The sequence below is a fragment of the uncultured Apibacter sp. genome (genome assembly GCF_946479295.1).
Lineage (GTDB): Bacteria > Bacteroidota > Bacteroidia > Flavobacteriales > Weeksellaceae > Apibacter.
The window spans coordinates 13,797-35,693 of record NZ_CAMLFD010000007.1 but is presented as its reverse complement, the minus strand read 5'-3'; the positions used below and the strand labels follow the sequence as shown (position 1 = coordinate 35,693).

The 21,897-nt window shown below is 29.6% G+C and carries 17 protein-coding genes; 4 read left to right on the top strand and 13 right to left on the bottom strand.

The annotated features are described in order from the left end of the window. The first annotated feature begins 37 nt into the window (after window positions 1–37). Window positions 38–1,264, top strand: a complete 1,227-nt coding sequence (locus tag Q0T35_RS06195) for a cysteine desulfurase (protein ID WP_295841368.1) — start codon at window positions 38–40, stop codon at window positions 1,262–1,264. Between the two features lie 169 nt (window positions 1,265–1,433). Here Q0T35_RS06195 and Q0T35_RS06190 read toward each other — a convergent pair whose 3' ends face one another. The 7 genes from Q0T35_RS06190 to Q0T35_RS06160 all read right to left on the bottom strand — a co-directional run bounded on the left by Q0T35_RS06190 (window position 1,434) and on the right by Q0T35_RS06160 (window position 10,250). Further along, the gene (locus Q0T35_RS06190; RefSeq protein ID WP_295841366.1) at window positions 1,434–2,243 is read right to left on the bottom strand and encodes a TPM domain-containing protein; all 810 of its coding nucleotides are present in this window, start codon (window positions 2,241–2,243) and stop codon (window positions 1,434–1,436) included. After that, a complete protein-coding gene (locus Q0T35_RS06185; RefSeq protein WP_295841365.1) occupies window positions 2,215–2,637 on the bottom strand; it encodes a TPM domain-containing protein in 423 nt (140 codons plus the stop codon). Before Q0T35_RS06185 ends, Q0T35_RS06190 begins: the two co-directional genes overlap by 29 nt. Before the next feature lie 20 nt (window positions 2,638–2,657). Further along, the gene (locus tag Q0T35_RS06180) at window positions 2,658–3,275 is read right to left on the bottom strand and encodes a LemA family protein (RefSeq protein WP_293918017.1); all 618 of its coding nucleotides are present in this window, start codon (window positions 3,273–3,275) and stop codon (window positions 2,658–2,660) included. A 132-nt stretch (window positions 3,276–3,407) separates the two neighbouring features. After that, on the bottom strand, window positions 3,408–4,787 hold the full coding sequence (locus Q0T35_RS06175; protein ID WP_295841364.1) for a hypothetical protein: 1,380 nt from the start codon (window positions 4,785–4,787) through the stop codon (window positions 3,408–3,410). A 10-nt stretch (window positions 4,788–4,797) separates the two neighbouring features. After that, window positions 4,798–7,410, bottom strand: coding sequence for a DNA gyrase subunit A (gyrA, locus tag Q0T35_RS06170; protein ID WP_295841362.1), 2,613 nt, complete (start codon window positions 7,408–7,410; stop codon window positions 4,798–4,800). A 136-nt stretch (window positions 7,411–7,546) separates the two neighbouring features. Then, complete coding sequence (gene nrdG, locus Q0T35_RS06165) at window positions 7,547–8,050, bottom strand: anaerobic ribonucleoside-triphosphate reductase activating protein (protein WP_295841360.1); 504 nt, start codon at window positions 8,048–8,050, stop codon at window positions 7,547–7,549. Then, complete coding sequence (locus Q0T35_RS06160) at window positions 8,043–10,250, bottom strand: anaerobic ribonucleoside triphosphate reductase (protein WP_293918021.1); 2,208 nt, start codon at window positions 10,248–10,250, stop codon at window positions 8,043–8,045. Before Q0T35_RS06160 ends, nrdG begins: the two co-directional genes overlap by 8 nt. A 449-nt stretch (window positions 10,251–10,699) precedes the next feature. On the opposite strand from Q0T35_RS06160, the gene Q0T35_RS06155 reads away from it, so the two are divergent. Then, window positions 10,700–11,119: a hypothetical protein gene (locus Q0T35_RS06155; protein ID WP_293918022.1), complete on the top strand. Its 420-nt coding sequence runs from the start codon at window positions 10,700–10,702 to the stop codon at window positions 11,117–11,119. Between the two features lie 2 nt (window positions 11,120–11,121). Here the strand turns inward: Q0T35_RS06155 and Q0T35_RS06150 are convergent, their stop codons facing one another. The 5 genes from Q0T35_RS06150 to Q0T35_RS06130 all read right to left on the bottom strand — a co-directional run bounded on the left by Q0T35_RS06150 (window position 11,122) and on the right by Q0T35_RS06130 (window position 18,689). Next, window positions 11,122–12,126 carry a glycosyltransferase gene (locus Q0T35_RS06150; protein WP_293918023.1) on the bottom strand — a complete coding sequence of 335 codons (1,005 nt, stop codon included), beginning with the start codon at window positions 12,124–12,126 and terminating at the stop codon, window positions 11,122–11,124. A 16-nt stretch (window positions 12,127–12,142) separates the two neighbouring features. After that, window positions 12,143–13,456 carry a UDP-N-acetylglucosamine 1-carboxyvinyltransferase gene (gene murA, locus Q0T35_RS06145; RefSeq protein ID WP_295841412.1) on the bottom strand — a complete coding sequence of 438 codons (1,314 nt, stop codon included), beginning with the start codon at window positions 13,454–13,456 and terminating at the stop codon, window positions 12,143–12,145. Next, entirely contained in the window at window positions 13,453–14,091 is a 639-nt protein-coding gene (locus Q0T35_RS06140; protein WP_293918024.1) for a DUF4290 domain-containing protein, read from the bottom strand. Before Q0T35_RS06140 ends, murA begins: the two co-directional genes overlap by 4 nt. A gap of 600 nt (window positions 14,092–14,691) precedes the next feature. Next, on the bottom strand, window positions 14,692–17,901 hold the full coding sequence (ccsB, locus tag Q0T35_RS06135; protein ID WP_295841359.1) for a c-type cytochrome biogenesis protein CcsB: 3,210 nt from the start codon (window positions 17,899–17,901) through the stop codon (window positions 14,692–14,694). A 116-nt stretch (window positions 17,902–18,017) separates the two neighbouring features. Next, the gene (locus Q0T35_RS06130) at window positions 18,018–18,689 is read right to left on the bottom strand and encodes a DUF4294 domain-containing protein (RefSeq protein ID WP_295841358.1); all 672 of its coding nucleotides are present in this window, start codon (window positions 18,687–18,689) and stop codon (window positions 18,018–18,020) included. Window positions 18,690–18,750: 61 nt separating this feature from the next. Here Q0T35_RS06130 and Q0T35_RS06125 point away from each other — a divergent pair, with 61 nt between their 5' ends. Further along, the gene (locus tag Q0T35_RS06125; protein WP_293919366.1) at window positions 18,751–19,836 is read left to right on the top strand and encodes a M42 family metallopeptidase; all 1,086 of its coding nucleotides are present in this window, start codon (window positions 18,751–18,753) and stop codon (window positions 19,834–19,836) included. A 786-nt stretch (window positions 19,837–20,622) separates the two neighbouring features. Here Q0T35_RS06125 and Q0T35_RS06120 read toward each other — a convergent pair. Then, window positions 20,623–21,165, bottom strand: a complete 543-nt coding sequence (locus Q0T35_RS06120; RefSeq protein WP_295811819.1) for a YqgE/AlgH family protein — start codon at window positions 21,163–21,165, stop codon at window positions 20,623–20,625. Between the two features lie 51 nt (window positions 21,166–21,216). Between Q0T35_RS06120 and pdxH the strand changes: the two genes are divergently transcribed. After that, the gene (gene pdxH, locus Q0T35_RS06115; RefSeq protein WP_295841356.1) at window positions 21,217–21,861 is read left to right on the top strand and encodes a pyridoxamine 5'-phosphate oxidase; all 645 of its coding nucleotides are present in this window, start codon (window positions 21,217–21,219) and stop codon (window positions 21,859–21,861) included. Window positions 21,862–21,897: the final 36 nt, after the last annotated feature.

Below are 21,897 nucleotides of genomic sequence, written 5' to 3'. Positions count from 1 at the left end.
TTTAATAAACTAATTTTGATTCTATAACTATCCGAAAATGACCGAAAAATTAAAAGATATAAAAAAACAATTTCCGATCTTGGAACAGCAAGTAAATGGTAAAACCTTGGTTTATCTAGATAATGCTGCTACTACACAAAAACCCATTTCTGTAATTAATGCTGAAGAACAATATTATAAAACGATAAATTCTAATGTGCATAGAGGGATACATACACTTAGTCAATTGGCTACCGTAGAAATGGAAGAATCTAGAAAGTCTGTGCAGGAGTTTTTAAATGCTAAAAAAGATTATGAAATTATATTTACTAAAGGTACAACAGATAGTATAAACCTTGTGGCTAACGGAATTGAAAATTTAGTGAATGAAGGCGATGAAATTATCATTTCTAATTTAGAGCATCATTCTAATATTGTTCCTTGGCAATTTTTAGCAGAAAGAAAAAAATTAAGAATTAAGGTAATCCCGGTTGATGATAATGGAGATTTGATAATGGATGAATTTGATCGATTGCTTTCTGATAAAACGAGGATTGTTTCAATAAATCATATTTCCAATGCTTTAGGAGTTGTTAATCCTATTGAGGAAATTATAACAAAAGCTCATAAAGCAGGAGCCTATGTATTAATAGACGGGGCACAAGCTGTCTCTCATAGAAAAATAGATGTTCAAGCATTGGATGTAGATTTTTATGTTTTTTCTTCACATAAGCTATATGGACCTACCGGTGTAGGTATTTTATATGGAAAGGAAAATTTATTGGATTCTATGAAACCTTATCAAGGTGGAGGAGAAATGATCAAAGAAGTCACATTTGAAAAAACTACCTATGCCGATTTACCTTTTAAGTTTGAAGCCGGAACTCCTAATATTGCAGGAAATATTGTACTAAAAAATGCAATTGAATTTATTCAAGCCATCGGTTACAAGACTATAAGCAAACATGAAGATACTATTTTAAAATATGCAAAGGACAAATTATCACAGATTGATGATATAATTATATATGCACAGAAAGCAAAATATTGCTCAGGAGCTTTATCATTTAATCTTAATTTAGATAATGTACATTCTTCAGATGTTGGTTTTATTTTAGATAAACAAGGAATAGCTGTAAGAACCGGGCATCATTGTGCACAGCCAATTATGAAACGTTTTGGTATAAAAGGTACGGTTCGTGCTTCATTTGCTGTATATACTATGAAAGAAGATATTGACAAATTAATTGAAGGTGTTTATTTAACTCAAAAAATGTTAAAATAAAAATAATTAAAAACTCAATAAATTGGAAAGAATTATTGAGTTTTTAAAAGATGATATTTTTCAATATTATTTAGTTTGAATAAATTATAATAGTATAACTATTAATTTATTAAATATTTAATTTTAACAGATTTAATCATTAAATTAATAAAAATGGTATTTAGAATTCTTACCAACTACCACTAGCACCTCCACCACCGAAGCTGCCCCCGCCTCCAAATCCTCCAAATCCTCCACCTCGGGAACCACTGCTACTACCACCCCCAAAAATACTTCCTCCAATAAATCCTCCTAATCCGCCCCAAAAATCATCATCATTATTTCTTCGTTTACCATTACGATCATAATACGTATTGTTTTTATTATTTTTATGCATTAAAATATATAAAAGTATTATAAAAAATATAAAAATAGCAATAACTATTCCGGAAGTTGTCTCATCATCATCACCTTTATTGTCAGCCTTAAATTTTCCTTGCAGAACATTTATAATTTGATCTGTTCCGGAATTAATAGCTTCATAAAAATTATTTAGCTTTAAGTAAGGAATCATATATTGATGTATAATCGTGCTGGATGTATAATCTGTTAATGCATCTTCTACTCCTCTACCGGTTTGTATGGTTAGCTTATGATCATCTGTTACTATTAATAATAAAACTCCGTTATTTTTATACTTTTGACCTATTTGCCATTTTGCTCCCCATTTTGCTCCCACATAATTTATATCATCCCCACCTAATGTCTTAATTAAACAAACAACAATTTCAGTTGAAGTTGAATCACTGTATGAAATTAATTTATTATTTAAGGCATTTCGTTGATCATCTGTAAGAATATTTGCATAGTCGTTAACGGGATAAATTAATTGAGGTTTTTCTGGTATTTTAAATTCAGTTTGACCATATAGGAAAATGTTTACAAATAAACCGAATATTAATAATATAAACTTAACGGGATATTTCATTGGGTAATTCATTTTCTATACTTTTTCCATCAGTTGGAAAAAATTTTTTCAATTTTATTCCTGTTTTTAAAATGGCATTAATTACTCCTTCTTTATATTTTTCCTCTTTGAATGAAATAATTATTTCTTTTATTAATTCATCCCAAAAATTTTGATGTACATGTGAATGAATGCTAACATCACCAATTATTGCAATCTTTTTCTTATTTTCTGAGACATAAAATAAAACCGCATTTCTATCTTTGGTTTTTTCCATACCAAGTTTATTAAATATTGATTGAGCAGTAGCCAAGGCATCTCCGGTTAAATTTTGATCTAAATGAACTCGAATTTCTCCTGTTGACATCGATTCTGCTTGTTTAATTGCATCAATGATCAACTCTTCGTCTTGAGGTGAAAATAACATTGGGGAATTAATATTTCTAATTATTTACCATTTAACAATTGATCAACATTAGGAGCTTTTTCTGCACCTGCATCTGCTTTGAATGTACCTTTTTCTTTAAAATTCCTAAAATTAGCTACAATACTTGCAGGGAATTTTTGAATATAGTTATTATAAGTTGTAACAGATTGGTTAAAATTATCTCTGTCTATTTTTATTCTATTTTCAGTACCTTCTAATTGATTTTGTAATCCTAAAATATTTTGATTAGCTTTTAAATCCGGATATTTTTCTATAGATACTAATAATCTACCTAATGCAGATCCTAATCCAGATTGAGCTTTTTGAAATTCAGCTAATTTTTCTGGAGATAAATTTGATGGATCAATCTGAACTGAGGTTGCTTTTGCTCTTGCTTCAATAACAGAGGTTAAAGTTTCCTTTTCATAATTGGTTGCTTTATTAACAGTTGCAACTAATCCGGGAATTAAATCCGATCTTCTTTGATATGAACTTTCAACTGCTCCCCATTTTAAATTAACATCGTTATTCAATTCAATCATATTATTATTAATGCTTACCCCCCATGCGAATATTCCAATAATAATAATTATTATTAAACCTAGAATTCCTCCTCCGATTAAACATCCTTTTTTCATAATTTCAATTTCAATTTTTTATTTATAAATAATTTATTTTATTATTAGTTAACAAATATTATTCCTAAAAAGTAAGGGAAGATATATCAATACTTCCCCTTATTTTATATATATACTACTTTTAATATCTTTTTATAATGCTGCTTCTATTTTTCTCATTTCTTCCAATTTATCTTTCATTTGTAGTACCCTGTAAGCTTCTTTTAATGCCTGTATTATTCCCTTATCTTTATTGTCGTATCCGTATGCTTTTTCTAAATAAGGCAAAGCTTGTTTAAACATATCTTTTCTTTTTTCTAATAAAGCATCATACTTTTGTTGATCTGCTTTGGTAGAACCTAAAGCTCTCATTTTTTCAACAATCTCTTTATCAGGAGATAATAATAAAGCGGCTAAATTTAGATAGGCTGCAGCATAATCCGGTTTTATACGTAAGGCTTGGTTATAATTTTCTTTTGCTTGAACCATCGTTTGTGGATCCTTACTGTATAATACTCCTAAATTGTAGTAAGAAACATAATCATTAGGATTCTTTTGAACAGATTCTTTTAATTTAGTAATATATTTATCTGTTTGTCCTGTTTGATAATACAATTCTCCAATTTGAGAATTCAAATTAGTATTATTAGGCAGTTTTTTCAATCCTTTTTCTGCGAGAGCCAATGCCTCATTATATTTCTTATCGGAAATTAATATGGAAATCGCATAGTTATATAAATCTGCTTCAACTGAAGGAGATTCTTCTTTTTTAAAATCAGAAAATTCAGAACTTGGTGTGGATTTAAACAAATTATATTGTTCTTCGCTTAAGGAAACTCTTTTTCCATTTTGTAAAGCCGTATAAGTGATTGTCTCACCGGTATAACCATCATTAAGCAGTTCTAAATATAATTCTAAAGCTTTGGTATTTTTTTCAGCTGCATGATAAGATATGGCAGAATAATATTTGAAAATATTATCGGCATTTCCTGCAGCTTTAGTTAAATAATAAGATTCCAAAAAATCATCACCCGCTTTTACATATTGTTTAGTATTATATTCTGAGGTTGCTTTGTTAGAAATTTCTTGTCTTTTTTGTTCTAAAACAGGAATAATTTTCTGTAAATAATTGGTTCCCGATTTAGTTTCTTTTAAACCAGAAAAGCCTTCCGAACTCAATTTTTCTACTTCTGCTTTTGTAAGAACAAAGGCTTTTTCTTTAGTATTTTTATTCTTTAAAGAATATATAGGTCCCTTTTCATACATCGCTAATTTAGAAAAAATTTTAGCGGATTCTAATGTCTTCCCTTGTTCTAATAAAGAATTTCCTTTTACGTATAAATATTTGGCATAAGTATCCGGATCTAAACTGGTAATCTTTTCATCAACAGTTGTCTCTACTTGTTGAATTAATGTTTGAGCTTTAGATTTATTACCCCCTTCGAATGCGTTAAAAGCATCTTTTATTTCTTTTTCTTGACTGAAGGAAATAAGACTCATTAATAAAAATAAGGAAACTGATATTTTTTTCATATAAAGGTTTTTATTCCTGGGTTTCTGTGTTATCATTTTCTTCTGATCCGTCTAAATTGTTTTCCGAATCATCAGAATTAATTGAATTTTCGTTATTTTTTTCTATCTCTGAAGCGGAAACACTCTCGATGTTATTTTCATTTTCATCATATTCTTCCTCATCTACGCCTTCTTCTTTTTCGATTTTAGTGATAGCTGCAATTTCGTCGTTCTTTTTAAGGTTAATGAGTTTAACGCCTTGCGTATTTCTACTCATAACTCTTAATTCTTCTACAGACATTCTAATAGCCACACCCGATTTATTTATAATCATTAAATCATTATCGTCTGTTACTTTCTGAACAGCTATCAGATTTCCTGTCTTTTCAGTAATATTTAAGGTAATGACTCCTTTTCCTCCTCTGTTAGTGATACGATAGGCATCTGCATGGGTACGTTTTCCATAACCTTGTTCAGATACCACTAAAATTGTATCATTTTCCGGATCTGAAATAATCACCATTCCAATTACTTCGTCGTCTTTATCTCCAAGCGTAATACCTCTTACTCCGGAAGCATTTCTACCAATAGGTCTTAATTTTTCCTGTGGAAATCGAATGGCTTTTCCGTATTTGGTAGCAATCATTATTTCATCATTATCTGAAGTTAAATTGGCACTTATCAAGGTATCTCCTTCTTTAACATTAATTGCATTGATTCCATTCGCACGAGGTCTTGAATAAGCTTCTAATGTTGTTTTTTTGATCGTTCCTTTTTGAGTAACCATGACTAAAAATGTATTGCTTGTATATTCCTCATTTTTTAAATCATGGGTTAATATGTAGGCTTTTATTTTATCATCAGATTCAATATTAATTAAATTCTGAATAGGTCTTCCTTTTGCAGTTTTAGAACCCTCCGGCACTTCGAATACCCTCAACCAGAAACATTTACCTTTTTCTGTAAAGAAAAGTATATACTGATGTGCCGTAGCGGATACTACGTATTCAAGGAAATCTTCATCTCTTGTTGAAGCAGCTCTGTTTCCGACACCACCTCTAGATTGAGTTTTATATTCGGAAAGAGATGTTCTTTTAATATATCCCATTTTCGAAATCGTTAACACTACTTTCTCATCTGGAATAATATCTTCAATACTCATTTCTCCCCCCGCAAAATTAATCTCTGTCTTTCTTTCGTCCCCGTACTTTTGTTTGATCTCTTCTAACTCTTCTTTTATAATGGTATATCTTAATCCTTCATCATTTAATATAGTTTTAAGATATTCTATTTCTTTCATAATAGAGTTATACTCATCACGGATTTTATCCAATTCCATACCGGTTAAGCGAGCTAATCTAAGATCTAGAATAGCTTGGGCTTGAATTTCCGTTAAATCAAATTCTTGTATTAAGCCTGTTTTAGCCTCGCTAGGACTTGAGCTTTCTCTAATTATTTTTATAGCTAAATCTAAAGAATCTTGTGTAGCTATTACTTTCATAAATCCTTCTAAAATATGAGCTCTTTCCTGAGCTTTCTTTAGAAGATATTGAGTCCTTCTTACTACAACATCATGTCTATGTTCGACAAAATGGTGAATGATGTCTTTTAAGTTTAGCTGTACCGGTCTACCGTTGACAAGTGCAATATTATTTACACTAAATGAAGTTTGTAAAGCAGTATATTTATATAAAAGATTTAGAACAACATTTGGAATAGCATCATGCTTAAGTTCATATACTATTCTCATTCCAGTTCTATCAGATTCATCTCTAATTTCGGATATGCCGTGTAATTTGTCTTCTTTTATCAATTCGGCAGTACGAGCAATCATATCTGCTTTATTAACTTGATACGGAATTTCGGTAACAACAATAGCTTCTCTACCATGAACTTCTTCGAAATTAGCTTTTCCGCGAAGTACAATTCTTCCTCTTCCTGTTTCAAATGCAGCTCTTACTCCTTCGTATCCATATATGATACCTCCGGTAGGAAAATCAGGAGCTTTGATGTGCTGCATGAGCTCATCAATAGTTATATTTCTATTATCAATATAGGCACATATAGCGCTTATGGATTCGGTGAGATTATGAGGGGCCATATTAGTAGCCATACCAACAGCAATACCTGAAGCTCCATTTACCAACAAAATAGGTATACGAGTAGGCATAACTTTGGGTTCTTCCAAGGTATCGTCAAAGTTAGGCTGAGTATCAACGGTATCTTTATCTATATCAGATAAGATCTCTTCTGAGATCTTTTTTAAACGTGCTTCTGTATATCTCATAGCAGCCGGAGGATCTCCATCCACGGAACCGTAATTTCCTTGTCCGTCTACTAATTGATATCTCATGGACCATTCTTGAGCAAGTCTTACCATAGTATCATATACAGAAGAGTCTCCATGTGGGTGATATTTCCCCATTACTTCTCCCACAATTCTTGCAGATTTTTTGTAAGAACTATTTGCAGTAACTCCTAATTCATACATTCCATATAAAACCCTTCTATGAACGGGTTTTAGGCCATCCCTCACATCGGGCAGAGCTCTGGAAACTATCACAGACATTGAATAATCAATGTAAGATGATTTCATCTCATCTTCAATGTTAATAGGAATTAATTTTTCCCCTTCTCCTATCATAAATGTACTTATTTATTTTTTTCTTTAGTATAAGACCGTAAAGATAATGAATTTTTATCGAACGTGCAATTTGACTCCTTTAGTTAAAGGATCACGCGTTTTTTATCTTGTGAATTTTTATTTTGATTTAAATTTTTTATATAAAAAAGTCTTCTTTAACTATTATTTCTTCTGTTTGAAGTGTTTTTGGTACATCAATTATTCTTTGATTAGAACTGCCTCTAAAAGGCAAATTTTCATTATATAAATTGTTCATATATTTTCCATCTACCAGTACATCTAGAAAAGGTAAAATTTGTGATAATTTTTGGGATTTATTGATTTGTTCAAATGTAAATCCGGTATAACACCAAATATTTTTATGTGTAAAAGTTTTTATTTTTTTTGCTAATTCCGTAAATTCATTTACCTGTATTAAAGGGTCTCCTCCCGTAAAGGTAACATTGGCAAATTCCGAAGCGGAAACAATATCAAGCAACTCTTCAATGGAAAATTCCTGTCCGTTTTCATAATTCCATGATTGTGGATTGTGACATTCTAAACATTTATGAATGCATCCGGCAGCATAAATTGAAGTTCTAAATCCCGGTCCATCCACCGTGGTGTCATAAAGGATATCTAAAACTGATATTTTAGTCATGGATGATCCGATCATTTAATTCTGCCAACTTAGCAAAGTTCCACCTGTCAGTTGTTCCAACCAAATATCCCGTAATCCTTTGTAGACGGTCTATATGTGTACTTCCGCATTTTGGACATTCGTCGAGTTGTGAGGAAGCATTTTCATATCCGCATTGTAAACATCTGTTTCGTGTGTGGTTAACAGAAGAATATCCCATATTATATTTATCCATCATATCTACAACTGTCATAATTGATTGTGGATTGTGTGTGGCATCTCCATCAATTTCAACATAAAAAATATGTCCACCTCTGGTTAATTCATGATAGGGTGCTTCGATTTGTGCTTTTACATGTGCACTGCATTTATAATATACGGGTACATGATTTGAATTGGTATAATATTCTCTGTCTGTTATTCCCGGTATAATTCCGAAATCTTTCTTATCCTTACGAGTGAATTTTCCTGCAATGCCTTCGGCTGGCGTCGCAAGTATACTATAATTATGCTGGTAGGTTTCTGAAAAGATCAAAGATTTATCTCTCATAAATGTCACTATCTCTAAACCTAATTTTTGGGATTTTTCGCTTTCTGCATGATGTTTTCCTATCAACGCTACTAAAGCTTCTGCCAGTCCTATAAAACCAATACCTAACGTTCCTTGATTTATAACTTTTTCAATACTTTCTTCAGATTTTAGTTTTTCTGCACCATTCCATAAAGTTGACATAAGTAAAGGAAATTGCTTTGGTGCTGCGGTTTTTTGAAATTCAAAACGTTGATGTAATTGCATAGCAGCAATGTGCAAGGTATCTTCCAATTTTTTAAAAAATTCATGAATACGTTCTGATTCATTTTCTATCTCACGACTTTCTAATGCTAATCGGACCAAGTTTACTGTTGTAAATGAAAGGTTACCTCTTCCTATCGAAGTTTTTTCTCCGAATCTATTTTCAAAAACTCTAGTACGGCACCCCATAGTTGCCGTTTCATATTGATATCTCGCAGGATCAGTTGATTCCCATTTTTCGTGTTGATTAAATGTAGCATCTAAGTTGAGAAAATTTGGAAAAAAACGACGAGCGCTAACTTTACAAGCTAATTTATACAGATCATAATTGGTGTCTTCCGGTAAATAGCTTACCCCTCTCTTTTTTTTCCATATCTGAATAGGAAATATTGCTGTTCCCCCATTCCCTACTCCTTCGTCTGTACTTTTTAATAATTCTCTTATCACACACCTTCCTTCTGGAGAAGTATCTGTCCCGTAATTAATAGAGCTGAATACCACTTGATTTCCTCCTCTCGAATGTATGGTATTCATATTATGAATGAATGCTTCCATAGATTGGTGCACCCGACTCACGGTTCGATTTATGGCATGTTGTACAATTCTTTGATCGCCCTGTTTATCGTCTAATCCTTCCTTTATATAATCTTTAATTTCATAGTTATATAAATGCTCATAATTTTTTCCGTTAATTTGCTCTAATATTTTGATTTCTTCTATATAACTTTTCCTTACGAAAGGTGCTAAATAAAAATCAAATGCCGGAATTGCCTGACCACCATGCATCTCATTCTGTGCGGTTTCTAATGAAATACAAGCCAGCATACTTGCAGTTTCAATTCTTTTTGCGGGTCTAGATTCTCCATGTCCTGCAAATAAACCGTTTTGTAATATTTTATTTAAAGGGTGTTGTACACAGGTAAGACTTTTAGTGGGATAATAATCTTTATCGTGTACGTGTATATAATTCGATTGTATTGCTTCTTTTGCTTTAGGATCTAAAAGATAATCATCAACAAAAGGTTTAGTAGTCTCACTTGCAAACTTCATCATCATACCTGCAGGAGTATCTGCGTTCATATTTGCATTCTCCCTCGTTATCTCATTTGATTTCGTTTCTATTATTTCTAAAAACATATTACAAGTTTTCGCTTTCCTTGCAACATTTCTTTGATCTCTATAGGATATATATTTTTTTGCAACCTCTTTACGTGGGCTTTTCATTAGCTCCATTTCTACCATATCCTGTATATCTTCAACGGTCATCTCTTTTTTTCCCTGCGAAAATATTTCATCAGTAATTTTTTGTATTAAAAAAGAATCCACTCCGTTTTTTGTGCTTTGCATCGCTTTACTGATTGCATTAAAAATCTTGTTTTTATTAAACTCGACAACACGTCCATCTCTTTTAATAACTGTCTGAATCATTTTATGTTTAATTTAAAATATTATACTGAAATTATGCGTAACATTTAATTAGTATAGAATTTATTTAAGTACTATTAAAAGTTTAGCATGGAAAGCACGAATACAATATTTGACGATTTAATTATTGTATTTAAATACTATAAATAAATATAGTAGAAGATATTTGACTGTCAAATTTCATGTATTCGAAACGTAGCTTATATTTGTATTACAAAGTTAATTTTAATTTAGCATAGCTTTTTTTATTTAAAGATTTTATTTTCAACATAATTATTTCTTATGATATTATTAAAAAAAAATATAATTAGATACTGATAATTAAGATTATTTATTGAAAACAGAATGAGTTGAAATAATAAATATATTGATAGTAATAGATTAATAATAAACTAAATAAAGTTATCAACACCTATTTTTTTTTAGCTAAATTATTTTGTTATATTTGAGATATGAAAAAAATTATTATATTGTTATTCTTATCCCTTTCTTTGACTTCTTATGCTCAGGATAAGAAACTTACGTGCCTCGATTTTAATAAAGGTGAATTTAGAAATGTTAGCCCAAATCCTAATTTAAATTCAATAATTATAAGAATGGGAAATAGGCAATTGGAAATTACCAATGGGGTACAATCTTATAAGAGGATTGAATGGTTAAATGATTGTGATTATGTTTTATTTTTTTCTAAAAAGGAGGCCAAAAAAGATAATTTTAAAAAGTATATAAATAAAAATGGCGGAATAAAAGTAAAAACTGTTAAAATAGAGAACAATGTCTTATATTATAACACATATTATTATGAAAATAAAAAAGAAGTTGTTGAAGAAGGAAGATTAATGAAAACCAGTAATCATGCTTCTTTTAGATAAAATTAGCAATAATGGGATGGAAATGCAATTTTTGGATCGATGTTTAAAATTTCTACTTTTACATAAGACAACAAATAACCGGATCCATAAGAAAAAAACTGGATAAAGGTTGATACTAATGATAGCAATCCAATTTTCAAACTCCTATTTCTATAGCTTGAATCAATTAATATAAGACAACAATAAAAAACTAACGGTAAAATAAACCAATATTCTATAAAAGATAATAGAACAGATATAACCGTAAAAATCATAAATATAGAGGGAAACCAAAATGTAATCTTTTTAAATTTTGGATGTCTTTGGTTTAAAATTGGACGAGCAATTCCAAAATGATAAATTTGATTGGAAAATTTTTTTAATGAGGATCTTCTTTTATGAAAAACTTTACAATCAGGAAAAAAACTTGTGTTATATCCTTTTTCCCATAAAGCAAGGCTTAAATCAGGATCCTCCCCTACTCTCAGCTCTGAAAATCCTTTTACATCATCGAAAGCTTCTTTAGAAATTCCCATATTGAAACTTCGTGGTTGAAATTTATTTACTGATTTTTTATTTCCTCGTATTCCACCGGTAGTAAATAATGAGGTCATGGAATAGGATATAGCTTTTTGTAAATCCGTAAAATTTTTATCGGCAGAATCAGCCCCCCCCCACGCATCTACATAATTACGTTTAAGTTCATTGCGTACATTTTCGATGTAATTTGTGGGAACAATACAATCAGAATCTAAAAAAATATAATAATTACCTGATGCATGTCTTGCCCCATAGTTTCTTGATAAACCGGCTCCAGAATTATTTTTGTAAAAATATTTTATATCTAATTCATTTGCGTAGGAAGAAACTATAGTTTCAAGTTTTTTTTCTGATCCATCATCAACTACAATTATTTCAAAGTTTTTGTCAGTTTGTTTAATCAAACTGTACAATAGTTCTTGGAGTTCTTCTTTTCTATTATATATTGCGATTATGATAGTAATTTTTAAACGTTGATTCCCATGCATTGTTATTTTTTTTAGATTAAACATTAATTCGTTCAATTTCAGCGCCTAAAGCTCTTAATCGATCATCAATGTTTTCATACCCTCTATCTATTTGATAAATATTATGAATTCTACTTGTACCTTTTGCAGACATGGCAGCGATTAATAATGAAATACCGGCTCTAATATCTGGTGAAGTCATAATTGTACCTCGTAAAGGTACTTTATGGTTTAGTCCTATAACGGTAGCCCTGTGCGGGTCGCAAAGAATAATTTGTGCTCCCATATCGATTAATTTATCAACAAAAAACAATCTACTTTCAAACATTTTTTGATGAATAAGAACACTTCCTTTAGCCTGCGTAGCAACCACTAAAATAATGCTTAATAAATCTGGTGTAAATCCAGGCCAAGGCGCATCAGAAATTGTCAAAATCGATCCGTCAATAAAATTTTGTATTTTATAATGTTCTTGTGAGGGAATGTGTAAATCATCTCCTATTTTATCTATTTGAATCCCTAATCTTCTAAAAGTATCCGGAATATTTCCTAAATTTTCCCAACTTGCCTCTTTAATTGTAATCTCTGATCGAGTCATCGCCGCTAATCCGATAATACTTCCAATCTCAATCATATCAGGAAGAACAGTGTGTTCTGCACCGTTAAGTTCAGATACTCCGTAAATAGTCAAAAAATTAGATCCGATGCCTTCAATCTTCGCTCCCATTTTTAAAAGCAACTTACATAACTGTTGTATATACGGCTCGCAAGCGGCATTGTATATTTGCGTTTTTCCTTCAGCTAACACGGCTGCCATAATAATGTTAGCGGTACCCGTAACTGAAGCCTCTTCTAAGAGTAAATAATTTCCTTGTAATTTTTTTGCTTTAACGGAGTAAAATTTTTCCTCTTCGTCGTATTCAAATTCCGCTCCTAAATCAATAAATCCGTTAAAATGAGTATCTAATCTTCTTCTTCCAATTTTATCACCTCCTGGTATAGGAATATATGCCTCTCCAAATCTGCTCAACAAAGGGCCTAATAGCATGATGGAGCCTCTTAACTGTGCTCCGTTTTTTCTAAAATCTTTACTTTTCAGAAATTCAAAATCAATTTCTTCAGAACAAAATGTATAATCTCCTTTAACATTCCTGGTTACTTTAACCCCAACAGTTTTTAAAATTTCAATTAAAATTAATACATCCTGAATTTCCGGAATATTTTTTATCCTAACGGATTTTGAGGTAAGCAAAGTTGCACATATGACTTGAAGAGCTTCATTTTTGGCACCTTGCGGATAAAATTCTCCATGAAGAGGTTTTCCACCACAAATCTGAAAAGTATTCATTATTTATTTTTATTTTTTGAAAAATTATTCTTTTTTTGGTTTCTATAATTATTATTTCTATTTTTATTTTTATATGTCAAATTTGAATTATTTTGTATTGGTATATTCACTAAAGGATCTTTGGAATTTAATTTTAATGCACCATTTGACAATTCTTCTAAATGATTTACTATAACTTCATCTTCTACCTGATCTTTGTTCCATTTCAGATAATTTTTTTTCATTTGATTGGCTATAACATATTTTAATCCTTCCTTTTTATCGCCTTCTTCCCAACTTCGCGCTATTTCAATCATTTTCTTCACATTAGTACCGTAATATCTGTATTTAGATTCATTACTAGGATATCCCATCTTTTTTGGTTTAGTATTCATGTCTGACTTAGTTGGGATAGGATAAGGAGATTCTACTTCTAATTCAAAATTAGCCATTATAAAAAGTTGATCCCATAGTTTATGCTGGAAATCTGGTACATCACGTAGGTGTGGATTTAGATCACCCATTACATCTATAATAGATCTGGCAAATTTATTTCTTTCGTTATCATCTTTTATCGTCATACAATGGTCTACCAATTGTTGTACATGTCTTCCGTATTCAGGAATAATTAATTTTTTTCTTTGAGTATTATACTCCATAATTTTAATTTAAAATTAATATTGCAAATATATATATTATGTAAAATTTTTTAAGGAAAAGCTTATAATCTTATTCCTTCTTTTGTAAGTAAGGTCTTATTACAAACCCTTTATATATTATGAAAAAAGTTATCACAAAGTAATTTAAAATTCTAAAATTCTAAGTTAGATTCCACACGTTTTATACCTTATTATCATAATGGAAAACTATTATTATTTTTCATTATCCGTAAAACTTTTAGTTGAAAAAATTATATTTTTTTAATACACCTTTGGAAATTATTTAAAAAAGGAACGATAGTTTTAGCAGATAAGATGTCTAATTTTACAGATTACAAATGTAATTATATTTCTTGATATTTTGAAATTCTTTGTCATTTATTTATTTGCTTTTTTTATAACAAAGAGTAATTTATTACGAATAAATTTAATCATTATCAGAAAATAGGTTTTTATTATACCAAAATATTAAAAAAATAATAATTGTAAAATTATCTTATTTTTTCTACTTATTACGGAATAAAACTATATAAAATTAAATTAAAAAAACTTTAAAAACATTCATATAATAATTTTAATAAGGTTAATTAAACAAAAATTTTATGAATAAATCTTTCTTTTTTGTGCCATAAATGAAATAATACCCAACAAAATTACTGACATAGCTACTATATAGACCCACAAAGGCACGGGAACTGAATCTCCTTGCGCATAGGAATGTAATCCTGATAAATAATAGTTTACTCCGAAATAGGTCATAAGTATGGATGAGAAAGAAATTATAGACAAAAAATTAAATAAATATTTCCCTCTCCAATTGGGTATTAATCTTAAATGGAGAACTATGGCATAAATTATTATAGAAATAAGTGCCCAAGTTTCTTTAGGATCCCAACTCCAATAACGTCCCCAGCTTTCATTTGCCCATATTCCTCCCAGAAAAGTCCCTATAGTTAATAAAAATATTCCAAGAGTAAGGGATATTTCATTTACAATAGTTAATTCTCTAATTGAACTTTCAACCTTATGAGATATTCTTTTATGGTTTAGGATAAATAATATTAAAACAACAGTACCGATTAAAGCACTTAAGCCAAAAAAACCGTAACTAGAAGTAATTACAGCAACATGTATCATTAACCAATAAGATTTTAAAACAGGAACTAAGGGGGTAATTTGAGGGTTCATTTGATCTCCTCCATGAGCAAATCCCATTAAAATGACAGCCACCAAACATCCAGCTGCTGGAATAAATCCGTTCCTATTTCGATATAATAATAACCCAGCCAATACACTTACCCAACTTATAAACATAACTGCTTCATATCCATTAGACCAAGGCTCATGCCCCGATACGTACCAGCGTATTCCTAATCCAATGCCTTGTATAATTATTGCTAGAATTACAATTACTAATAAAACTTTTTCAAGTCCTGTATAGAATTTATTAGTATCTGTAAATAGTTTTAAAAAAGCAATTAAAAGTAACAATACTCCTAATAGAGCATAGAGAATCATAATTTTGAAGAAAATATTCCAATTATTATATCGGATTTCCCAATCAATTTTTGGTTTTGACGGGATAACTTCTTCCCCCCATTTTAATTGATAGTTTGTTATTTTATGAAGTGCTTCATCCGCTTGATTCCAATTCCCATCTTTTTCAGCTAACAACACGGATCTAAAATATCCACCTATTAAATTTAAAGCGGTTTCATTAGTTTTCATATCTGATGATATCCATGAAGTCCAAGTATGATTTTTATCGTTCGGAATAGGTATAAATTTTAAATACTGTCCGCTTATAATTCCTTGCATCACTTGAAGCTTGTCATTAAGCTCAATTATTTCTTTATCGTAATTAGTACGTTCAGATGGTTTTTTACTAAATGCTCGTCGAAAATCATCTTCCAACACAAAAAAGGGTGATCCGTCGGATTTTGTAATAAAAAGATTCATTAAAGAGGTATATCCTTCTTTATTAGCTTTTGTTATTTTTTTAAGCTGTTCACCTCCTCTATTTCCAACTTTAATAATAGGAACATTTGCCCAATTCATTGGATTCATAGAGATCGAAATAAAAAACTGATTGGCATCTAAATCGTAAAATTTTTCGCTTTTATATAATTTACGTAAAATTTCTAAAGCTAATGTATTTACTGGCTCGATTCTACCTTCGAAAGACTGAACTAAAAGTTCTCCAAATTTATCAGAATGTGATTTTGGAATGTTAATAGTTTTGCTAAAAGTTCTACTGTTAACTTCTTTAGAATTATTTAAATAGGTATGTTGAGAATGATCATGTCCCTGCTTTTCACTTACTTTGTTAATATTTTGAGTAAAAGCGTATTGACTTAAAAGTAGTAAAACTAGGACATGAATTTTTTTATATTCTGCAATTTTTTTTAGCTGAAGGTTCAGTTTTGAAAATCTAGTTCCTTTCCAAAACAATGTCATAAACATTCCTATTATTAAGAGAGCATAGCCTATATATGTGATTGTTGTTCCCCATAAATCGTGATTTACTGATAATATAGTCCCTTTAAGATCTGGATCAAAACTGGATTGAAAGAATCTATATCCTTTATAATTTAATATATGATTCATATAAATATTGTAGGGAATTTCCTTACCATTGTCTATAATCGAAACATGCGATTCATATGAAGATGGACTATTACTACCCGGATAATGCTCCATAGTGAATTTATTTAACTTTAGCGAAAAGGGAGAAGTTTTATATATTCGTGAACCATAACCTATCGAAATAATCAAACCATCAATATTTATTTGTTTTTGAACTCCTGTAATTCCTTTTTTACCATAAAATGAAAATTCTTTAGTCTCATGATCTGTCGTAGCTTTCATGTATACTAAATCTGGATCTTCCAAATTTTTATTTTTATCCCCTTCAAAATAGATTATTTTACCTCTTTGAGGAGGTAAAGGAATTACAAAAGTCACATTTGGAAATTGATATAGGCTTGCATAATGTAAATTCTGTTTTTTATCATTTCCATCTACTGAAAGCTCTTCTTGTGTAGTCATAATCATCCGACGTCCCATCATAGGAGATGAAATTGTAGATTCTTCATCATTAGATGTAATATTGATAGCTCCAGGTATGTTTTTATTAAAACTTATTGTGGAATTTTGCACTTGTTTTGCTGTACCCTCTTCTATATATATTGTCTCTCTTCCACCTTTACCGGAAGAGATCACTTTCAATATTTGTTTTCCAGAACCATTAAGTTGTAAGGAATCTTGAGCTCTTGGAATAAATCCAATGGACTGTAATTTTACTTTTTTTCCTTGAAAATCATAGTTCGCTAAAAACCTTTTTTGAAAGGGCTTAAGTAATAAAGGAATATTTTCTGAAGTAAATGTAAAACCGATATCTTGATAAGCCCTCGTTAAACCCGTATAATCTGATATTTGAACTTTAACATAAGTATCATCCGAAATAATTTCATCATTAACCTCTCCTTCTCTAATATGTATTTGTCCCTCATAACTGATATATCTGGTTATTGCTCCCCCTAAAAACATAAAAATAAAAGATAAATGAAAGGCTAATATAGGCCATTTATTAAAAGACCATAATTTATATTTTTTTATATTGCCGATAAAGTTTAAAATTAAGATAAGCATTATTATTTCAAACCATTTTGAATTATAAATTAATGCTTTCGCTACTGAAGTTCCGTAATCGTTTTCTACAAATGTACCCCACGCCATTGCCAAAGCGTAAATGATAAGCATAACAGCCGTTGTCTTTGTGGAAAACAACAAGTCAAGAATTTTCTTCATTGGTTTTAAGATTATTTTATACAACCTTTCAAAAATACATTAACTTGCTACCATTACAAAATCTTTATATAAATAAAATTTAAATTATAAGGTGATTAAATTGTAATAATTTTTAATTACTCTAATTCTTCTGTAGGAGTTAATTCACCCGATTGAAAAGCCCTTAAAAGAATTGCTTCCACAAAAGCATCATCTCGTATGTGGTAAGGATCAAAAGGCTCCTTTAAGTCTATATCGAATGCAACTGCTTTTGCATTCCACCAAAATGCAGACCAGCCATTTCGCAATTCTTTTATAATTTCATAAACAGTTTTGCCCGTTGAACGGTACATTAATTTTGAAAAAATCTTCCCCTCGGCTTTTGTTAATGATTTGAGTTTTCCCTCAAACTCTTCTGAAAGTTGTTTTTGTCTTTTCCTACTATATTTTTTATAAGCTGATTTATTTGAAATCATATTCAAGGTATCAGATATGTTATTATATTGTTTCAATGCTATAATAAAATAAGGGTATACTCTGAAAACTTTTTTTTTAAGCCAACTATATTGGTCTTTGTCCAATGTATTATTGAACTTTGGCATACCTTGAACGTATATAGGATTTAAAATAACTGAAATACTATCTTCAGTTATTTTATATTCAGAAGCTTCATGAAGCATGATAGAATCAGTATAAAACTGAAATTCTGTTTTTATAGCATTATTGGTCGTAGTTAATGAGTCTCTTTTTTGAGACTGAACTGTATTAAAAATTATAATAAATAAAATAGTGAAAATTCTATGGCTCATAAATTTTATCTCGTCAAAAATTATTCCTAAAATTAGTACATTTGTAAAAAACCAAGTTAGTATGATTAAAACAATTTTAGATGAGAAATCTTTAAATTTTTTAGAAAGATATATAAACACTCCTTCACCTACAGGCGCTGAAAGTAAAGGACAAAAACTATGGATGGATTATGTATCACCATTTGTTGATGAAATTCGAACAGATAATTACGGAACAGCTTACGGAATAATAAATCCGGAGGCAAAATATAAGGTGGTTATTGAAGCTCATGCCGATGAAATATCTTGGTTTGTAAATTATATTACTGAGGATGGTTTACTATATGTAATTCGAAATGGCGGTTCTGATCATATGATTGCTCCCTCAAAAAAAGTTCATATTCATACAAAGAAAGGAATTTTAGATGGAGTTTTTGGTTGGCCGGCTATTCATACAAGAAATTATACAGGTAATGAAGAACCTCCTAAGGTTGAGACTTTATGGGTAGATTGCGGTGCTACTTCTAAAAAGGAAGTTGAAGAATTAGGAATTCATGTAGGATGTATAATCACCTATCCTGATGAATTTTTTATTTTAAATTCCAATTATTTCGTTGGAAGGGCCTTAGATAATAGAGTTGGAGGATTTATGATTGCTCAGGTTGCAAAACTTATCAAAGAAAATAACGATAAACTTGATTTTGGTTTGTATATAACCAATGCAGTACAAGAAGAAGTTGGATTGCGTGGAGCAGAAATGATAACTCAAACTATAAAACCCAATGTAGCTATTGTAACAGATGTTACACACGATACTACCACTCCTATGATTAATAAAATGAAACATGGAGAAATAAAATGTGGTAATGGACCGGTTATTTCTTATGCACCTGCTGTACAAAATAATTTAAGAGAACTCATTATTGAAAGTGCCGAAAAAAATAATATCCCTTTTCAAAGACATGCTTCCAGCAGAGTAACCGGTACGGATACCGATGCTTTTGCATATTCAAATGGAGGGATTCCATCTGCATTAATTTCTCTTCCTCTAAGGTATATGCATACTACTGTGGAGATGGTTCATAAAAAGGATGTTGAAAATACAATACTTATGATGTATCATTCTTTGAAAAGTATAAAAATTAATCAAAATTTTAAATATTTATAATTACAAAGAAGGAGCTAAAATATTAGCTCCTTTAATATTCTTTGTTATTTAAAAAAACTTTTATCGACAATATAATTATACGATAGGTAATTTATAAAAAACAAATTTATCTCTTTATTTAATTAAGAGACATTTAATATATATAATATAGTTAGTTACATAAAGTAAATGGATTTTGATTATTTATTTTAAAATTGTGAGTTAATGAAGTATCTATTATTATAGGTTTTAAGAAAGTCATTCTATAATTAGATAATGTTTTTAATATTTTATCTGCTATATAAAAATAATTCTTAACTTTAAATTCATCACTAAAAAAGCACCCTTCATTAGATGTATTTACCGGTATTTTCTTAACTGTTAAATTTATGTAAGGAATTACATTGATTTTTTTTAGGAGAATTCTATTATAAATAAGATAATATTTACAATATATTTTTTCAAATTCTATTAATAAATAATTACTGATTGTAAATAATATTGTATGAACATCTTTATTATTTCCAATGACAATAAAACTGAAAAAATTTATATTAATAATATAGACATAAATTATCAATAATAAAATCAATAAATAATGATGAATTTTCATGATAATTTTCGTTAGCTCAATAAGATATTTTTAACTTATGCGCAAAATTACATAAAAATTTGTTAAAATTAATATTTTTTTTAATATTTATAATTTAATAAATACAAATACAAAAACAATATATATTATTTAAAAAATTAAATTATTTTATACTATATATATATTTATTAAAAAAATATTTATGTTAATCTATATTAATTTAATTTAGGATTTTTAGGAGAATTAACCCAAATAATATTATTTTTATCTATCTTAATCAATTGATTTTTCCATAAATTGTTATCCCATTTTAGAATATTTAATTCTTTATTTTCATTGATAAGCCAATCATCATTTGCAATTTCTCTTTCCAACTGCTGGGCCTTCCATCCGGAATATCCAATAAAAAATCGTATCTCTTCATGATTAATTAAATTTTCTCTTAAAGCAACTTTCATATCTTCAAAATCACCAGACCAATAATACTTTTCATTTATAGGTATACCTCCATCTATTATATCAGGACGAGAATGAAGAACAAAAAGATGATCTTGACTTACAGGACCTCCAATATAAACATCTATTTCAAAGTCAATATCTGGTATTATCTCAGATAGTTTTTTTGTATAAGCTTTATTAAGTATAAATCCTATTGCACCTTTATCTAATTCATAATCCGTAATATAAACAACACTTTTCGAAAAAAAATAATCCTCACTAATTGGTTTTGAAATTAATAATTTACCTTTGTAATCCATTTTTATCCTTTTATAATTTCTTTAAAAATAAAATTACATATTTTTTTAAAAATGAAAGACCTCTCTAATAAAAGAAAAATTTACAACCAAAGATATCTATCGGAGTCAGATTTAAAAGATAATCCTATGGAATTATTTAGAGATTGGTATTTACTGGCTGAGCAAAGTGATAAAATATCTGAGGTCAACGCAATGGCTCTTTCAACTGTAGAAGATAATATGATTCCAAGAACTCGAAGAGTATTATTAAAGCAATTTAGTTGGGAAGGATTTATATTTTATACTAACTATCACAGTAGGAAAGGAAAAGCTATTGAAACTAATCCAAATGTATGTCTTAATTTTTATTGGGAAGATCTTGAAAAGCAAATTATTGCGAATGGAAAAGCAGAAAAACTGCCTGCTAATTTATCAGATGGATATTTTCATTCAAGACCTCTAGGAAGTCAACTTGGAGCCATTGTATCTCCTCAAAGTGAAATTATACCTAACAGAGAATTTTTGGAAAATCAATTATATAAATTAGAAGAATCTACAAAGGATTTAGATGAAATAAAAAGACCGGATCATTGGGGAGGTTATATTGTTAAACCTTATCAAATTGAATTTTGGCAAGGGAGACCTAACCGCTTACATGATAGAATAGTATATATATTACAAGATTTTGATTGGATTATTCAAAGATATGCTCCTTAAACCTAAACAGGGTAATAATATCTATTAATAATTTAT

What these genes read in the sequence shown, in the direction of transcription:
- Q0T35_RS06150 (WP_293918023.1), bottom strand. Translation starts at nt 12,126, where the DNA reads ATGCATGGGAATCAACGTTTAAAAATTACTATCATAATCGCAATATAT.
- Q0T35_RS06125 (WP_293919366.1), top strand. Translation starts at nt 18,751, where the DNA reads ATGATTAAAACAATTTTAGATGAGAAATCTTTAAATTTTTTAGAAAGA.
- pdxH (WP_295841356.1), top strand. Translation starts at nt 21,217, where the DNA reads ATGAAAGACCTCTCTAATAAAAGAAAAATTTACAACCAAAGATATCTA.
- Q0T35_RS06190 (WP_295841366.1), bottom strand. Translation starts at nt 2,243, where the DNA reads ATGAATTACCCAATGAAATATCCCGTTAAGTTTATATTATTAATATTC.
- Q0T35_RS06160 (WP_293918021.1), bottom strand. Translation starts at nt 10,250, where the DNA reads ATGATTCAGACAGTTATTAAAAGAGATGGACGTGTTGTCGAGTTTAAT.
- Q0T35_RS06175 (WP_295841364.1), bottom strand. Translation starts at nt 4,787, where the DNA reads ATGAAAAAAATATCAGTTTCCTTATTTTTATTAATGAGTCTTATTTCC.
- Q0T35_RS06180 (WP_293918017.1), bottom strand. Translation starts at nt 3,275, where the DNA reads ATGAAAAAAGGATGTTTAATCGGAGGAGGAATTCTAGGTTTAATAATA.
- nrdG (WP_295841360.1), bottom strand. Translation starts at nt 8,050, where the DNA reads ATGACTAAAATATCAGTTTTAGATATCCTTTATGACACCACGGTGGAT.
- Q0T35_RS06155 (WP_293918022.1), top strand. Translation starts at nt 10,700, where the DNA reads ATGAAAAAAATTATTATATTGTTATTCTTATCCCTTTCTTTGACTTCT.
- Q0T35_RS06185 (WP_295841365.1), bottom strand. Translation starts at nt 2,637, where the DNA reads ATGTTATTTTCACCTCAAGACGAAGAGTTGATCATTGATGCAATTAAA.
- Q0T35_RS06130 (WP_295841358.1), bottom strand. Translation starts at nt 18,689, where the DNA reads ATGAGCCATAGAATTTTCACTATTTTATTTATTATAATTTTTAATACA.
- Q0T35_RS06120 (WP_295811819.1), bottom strand. Translation starts at nt 21,165, where the DNA reads ATGGATTACAAAGGTAAATTATTAATTTCAAAACCAATTAGTGAGGAT.
- gyrA (WP_295841362.1), bottom strand. Translation starts at nt 7,410, where the DNA reads ATGATAGGAGAAGGGGAAAAATTAATTCCTATTAACATTGAAGATGAG.
- Q0T35_RS06140 (WP_293918024.1), bottom strand. Translation starts at nt 14,091, where the DNA reads ATGGAGTATAATACTCAAAGAAAAAAATTAATTATTCCTGAATACGGA.
- ccsB (WP_295841359.1), bottom strand. Translation starts at nt 17,901, where the DNA reads ATGAAGAAAATTCTTGACTTGTTGTTTTCCACAAAGACAACGGCTGTT.
- Q0T35_RS06195 (WP_295841368.1), top strand. Translation starts at nt 38, where the DNA reads ATGACCGAAAAATTAAAAGATATAAAAAAACAATTTCCGATCTTGGAA.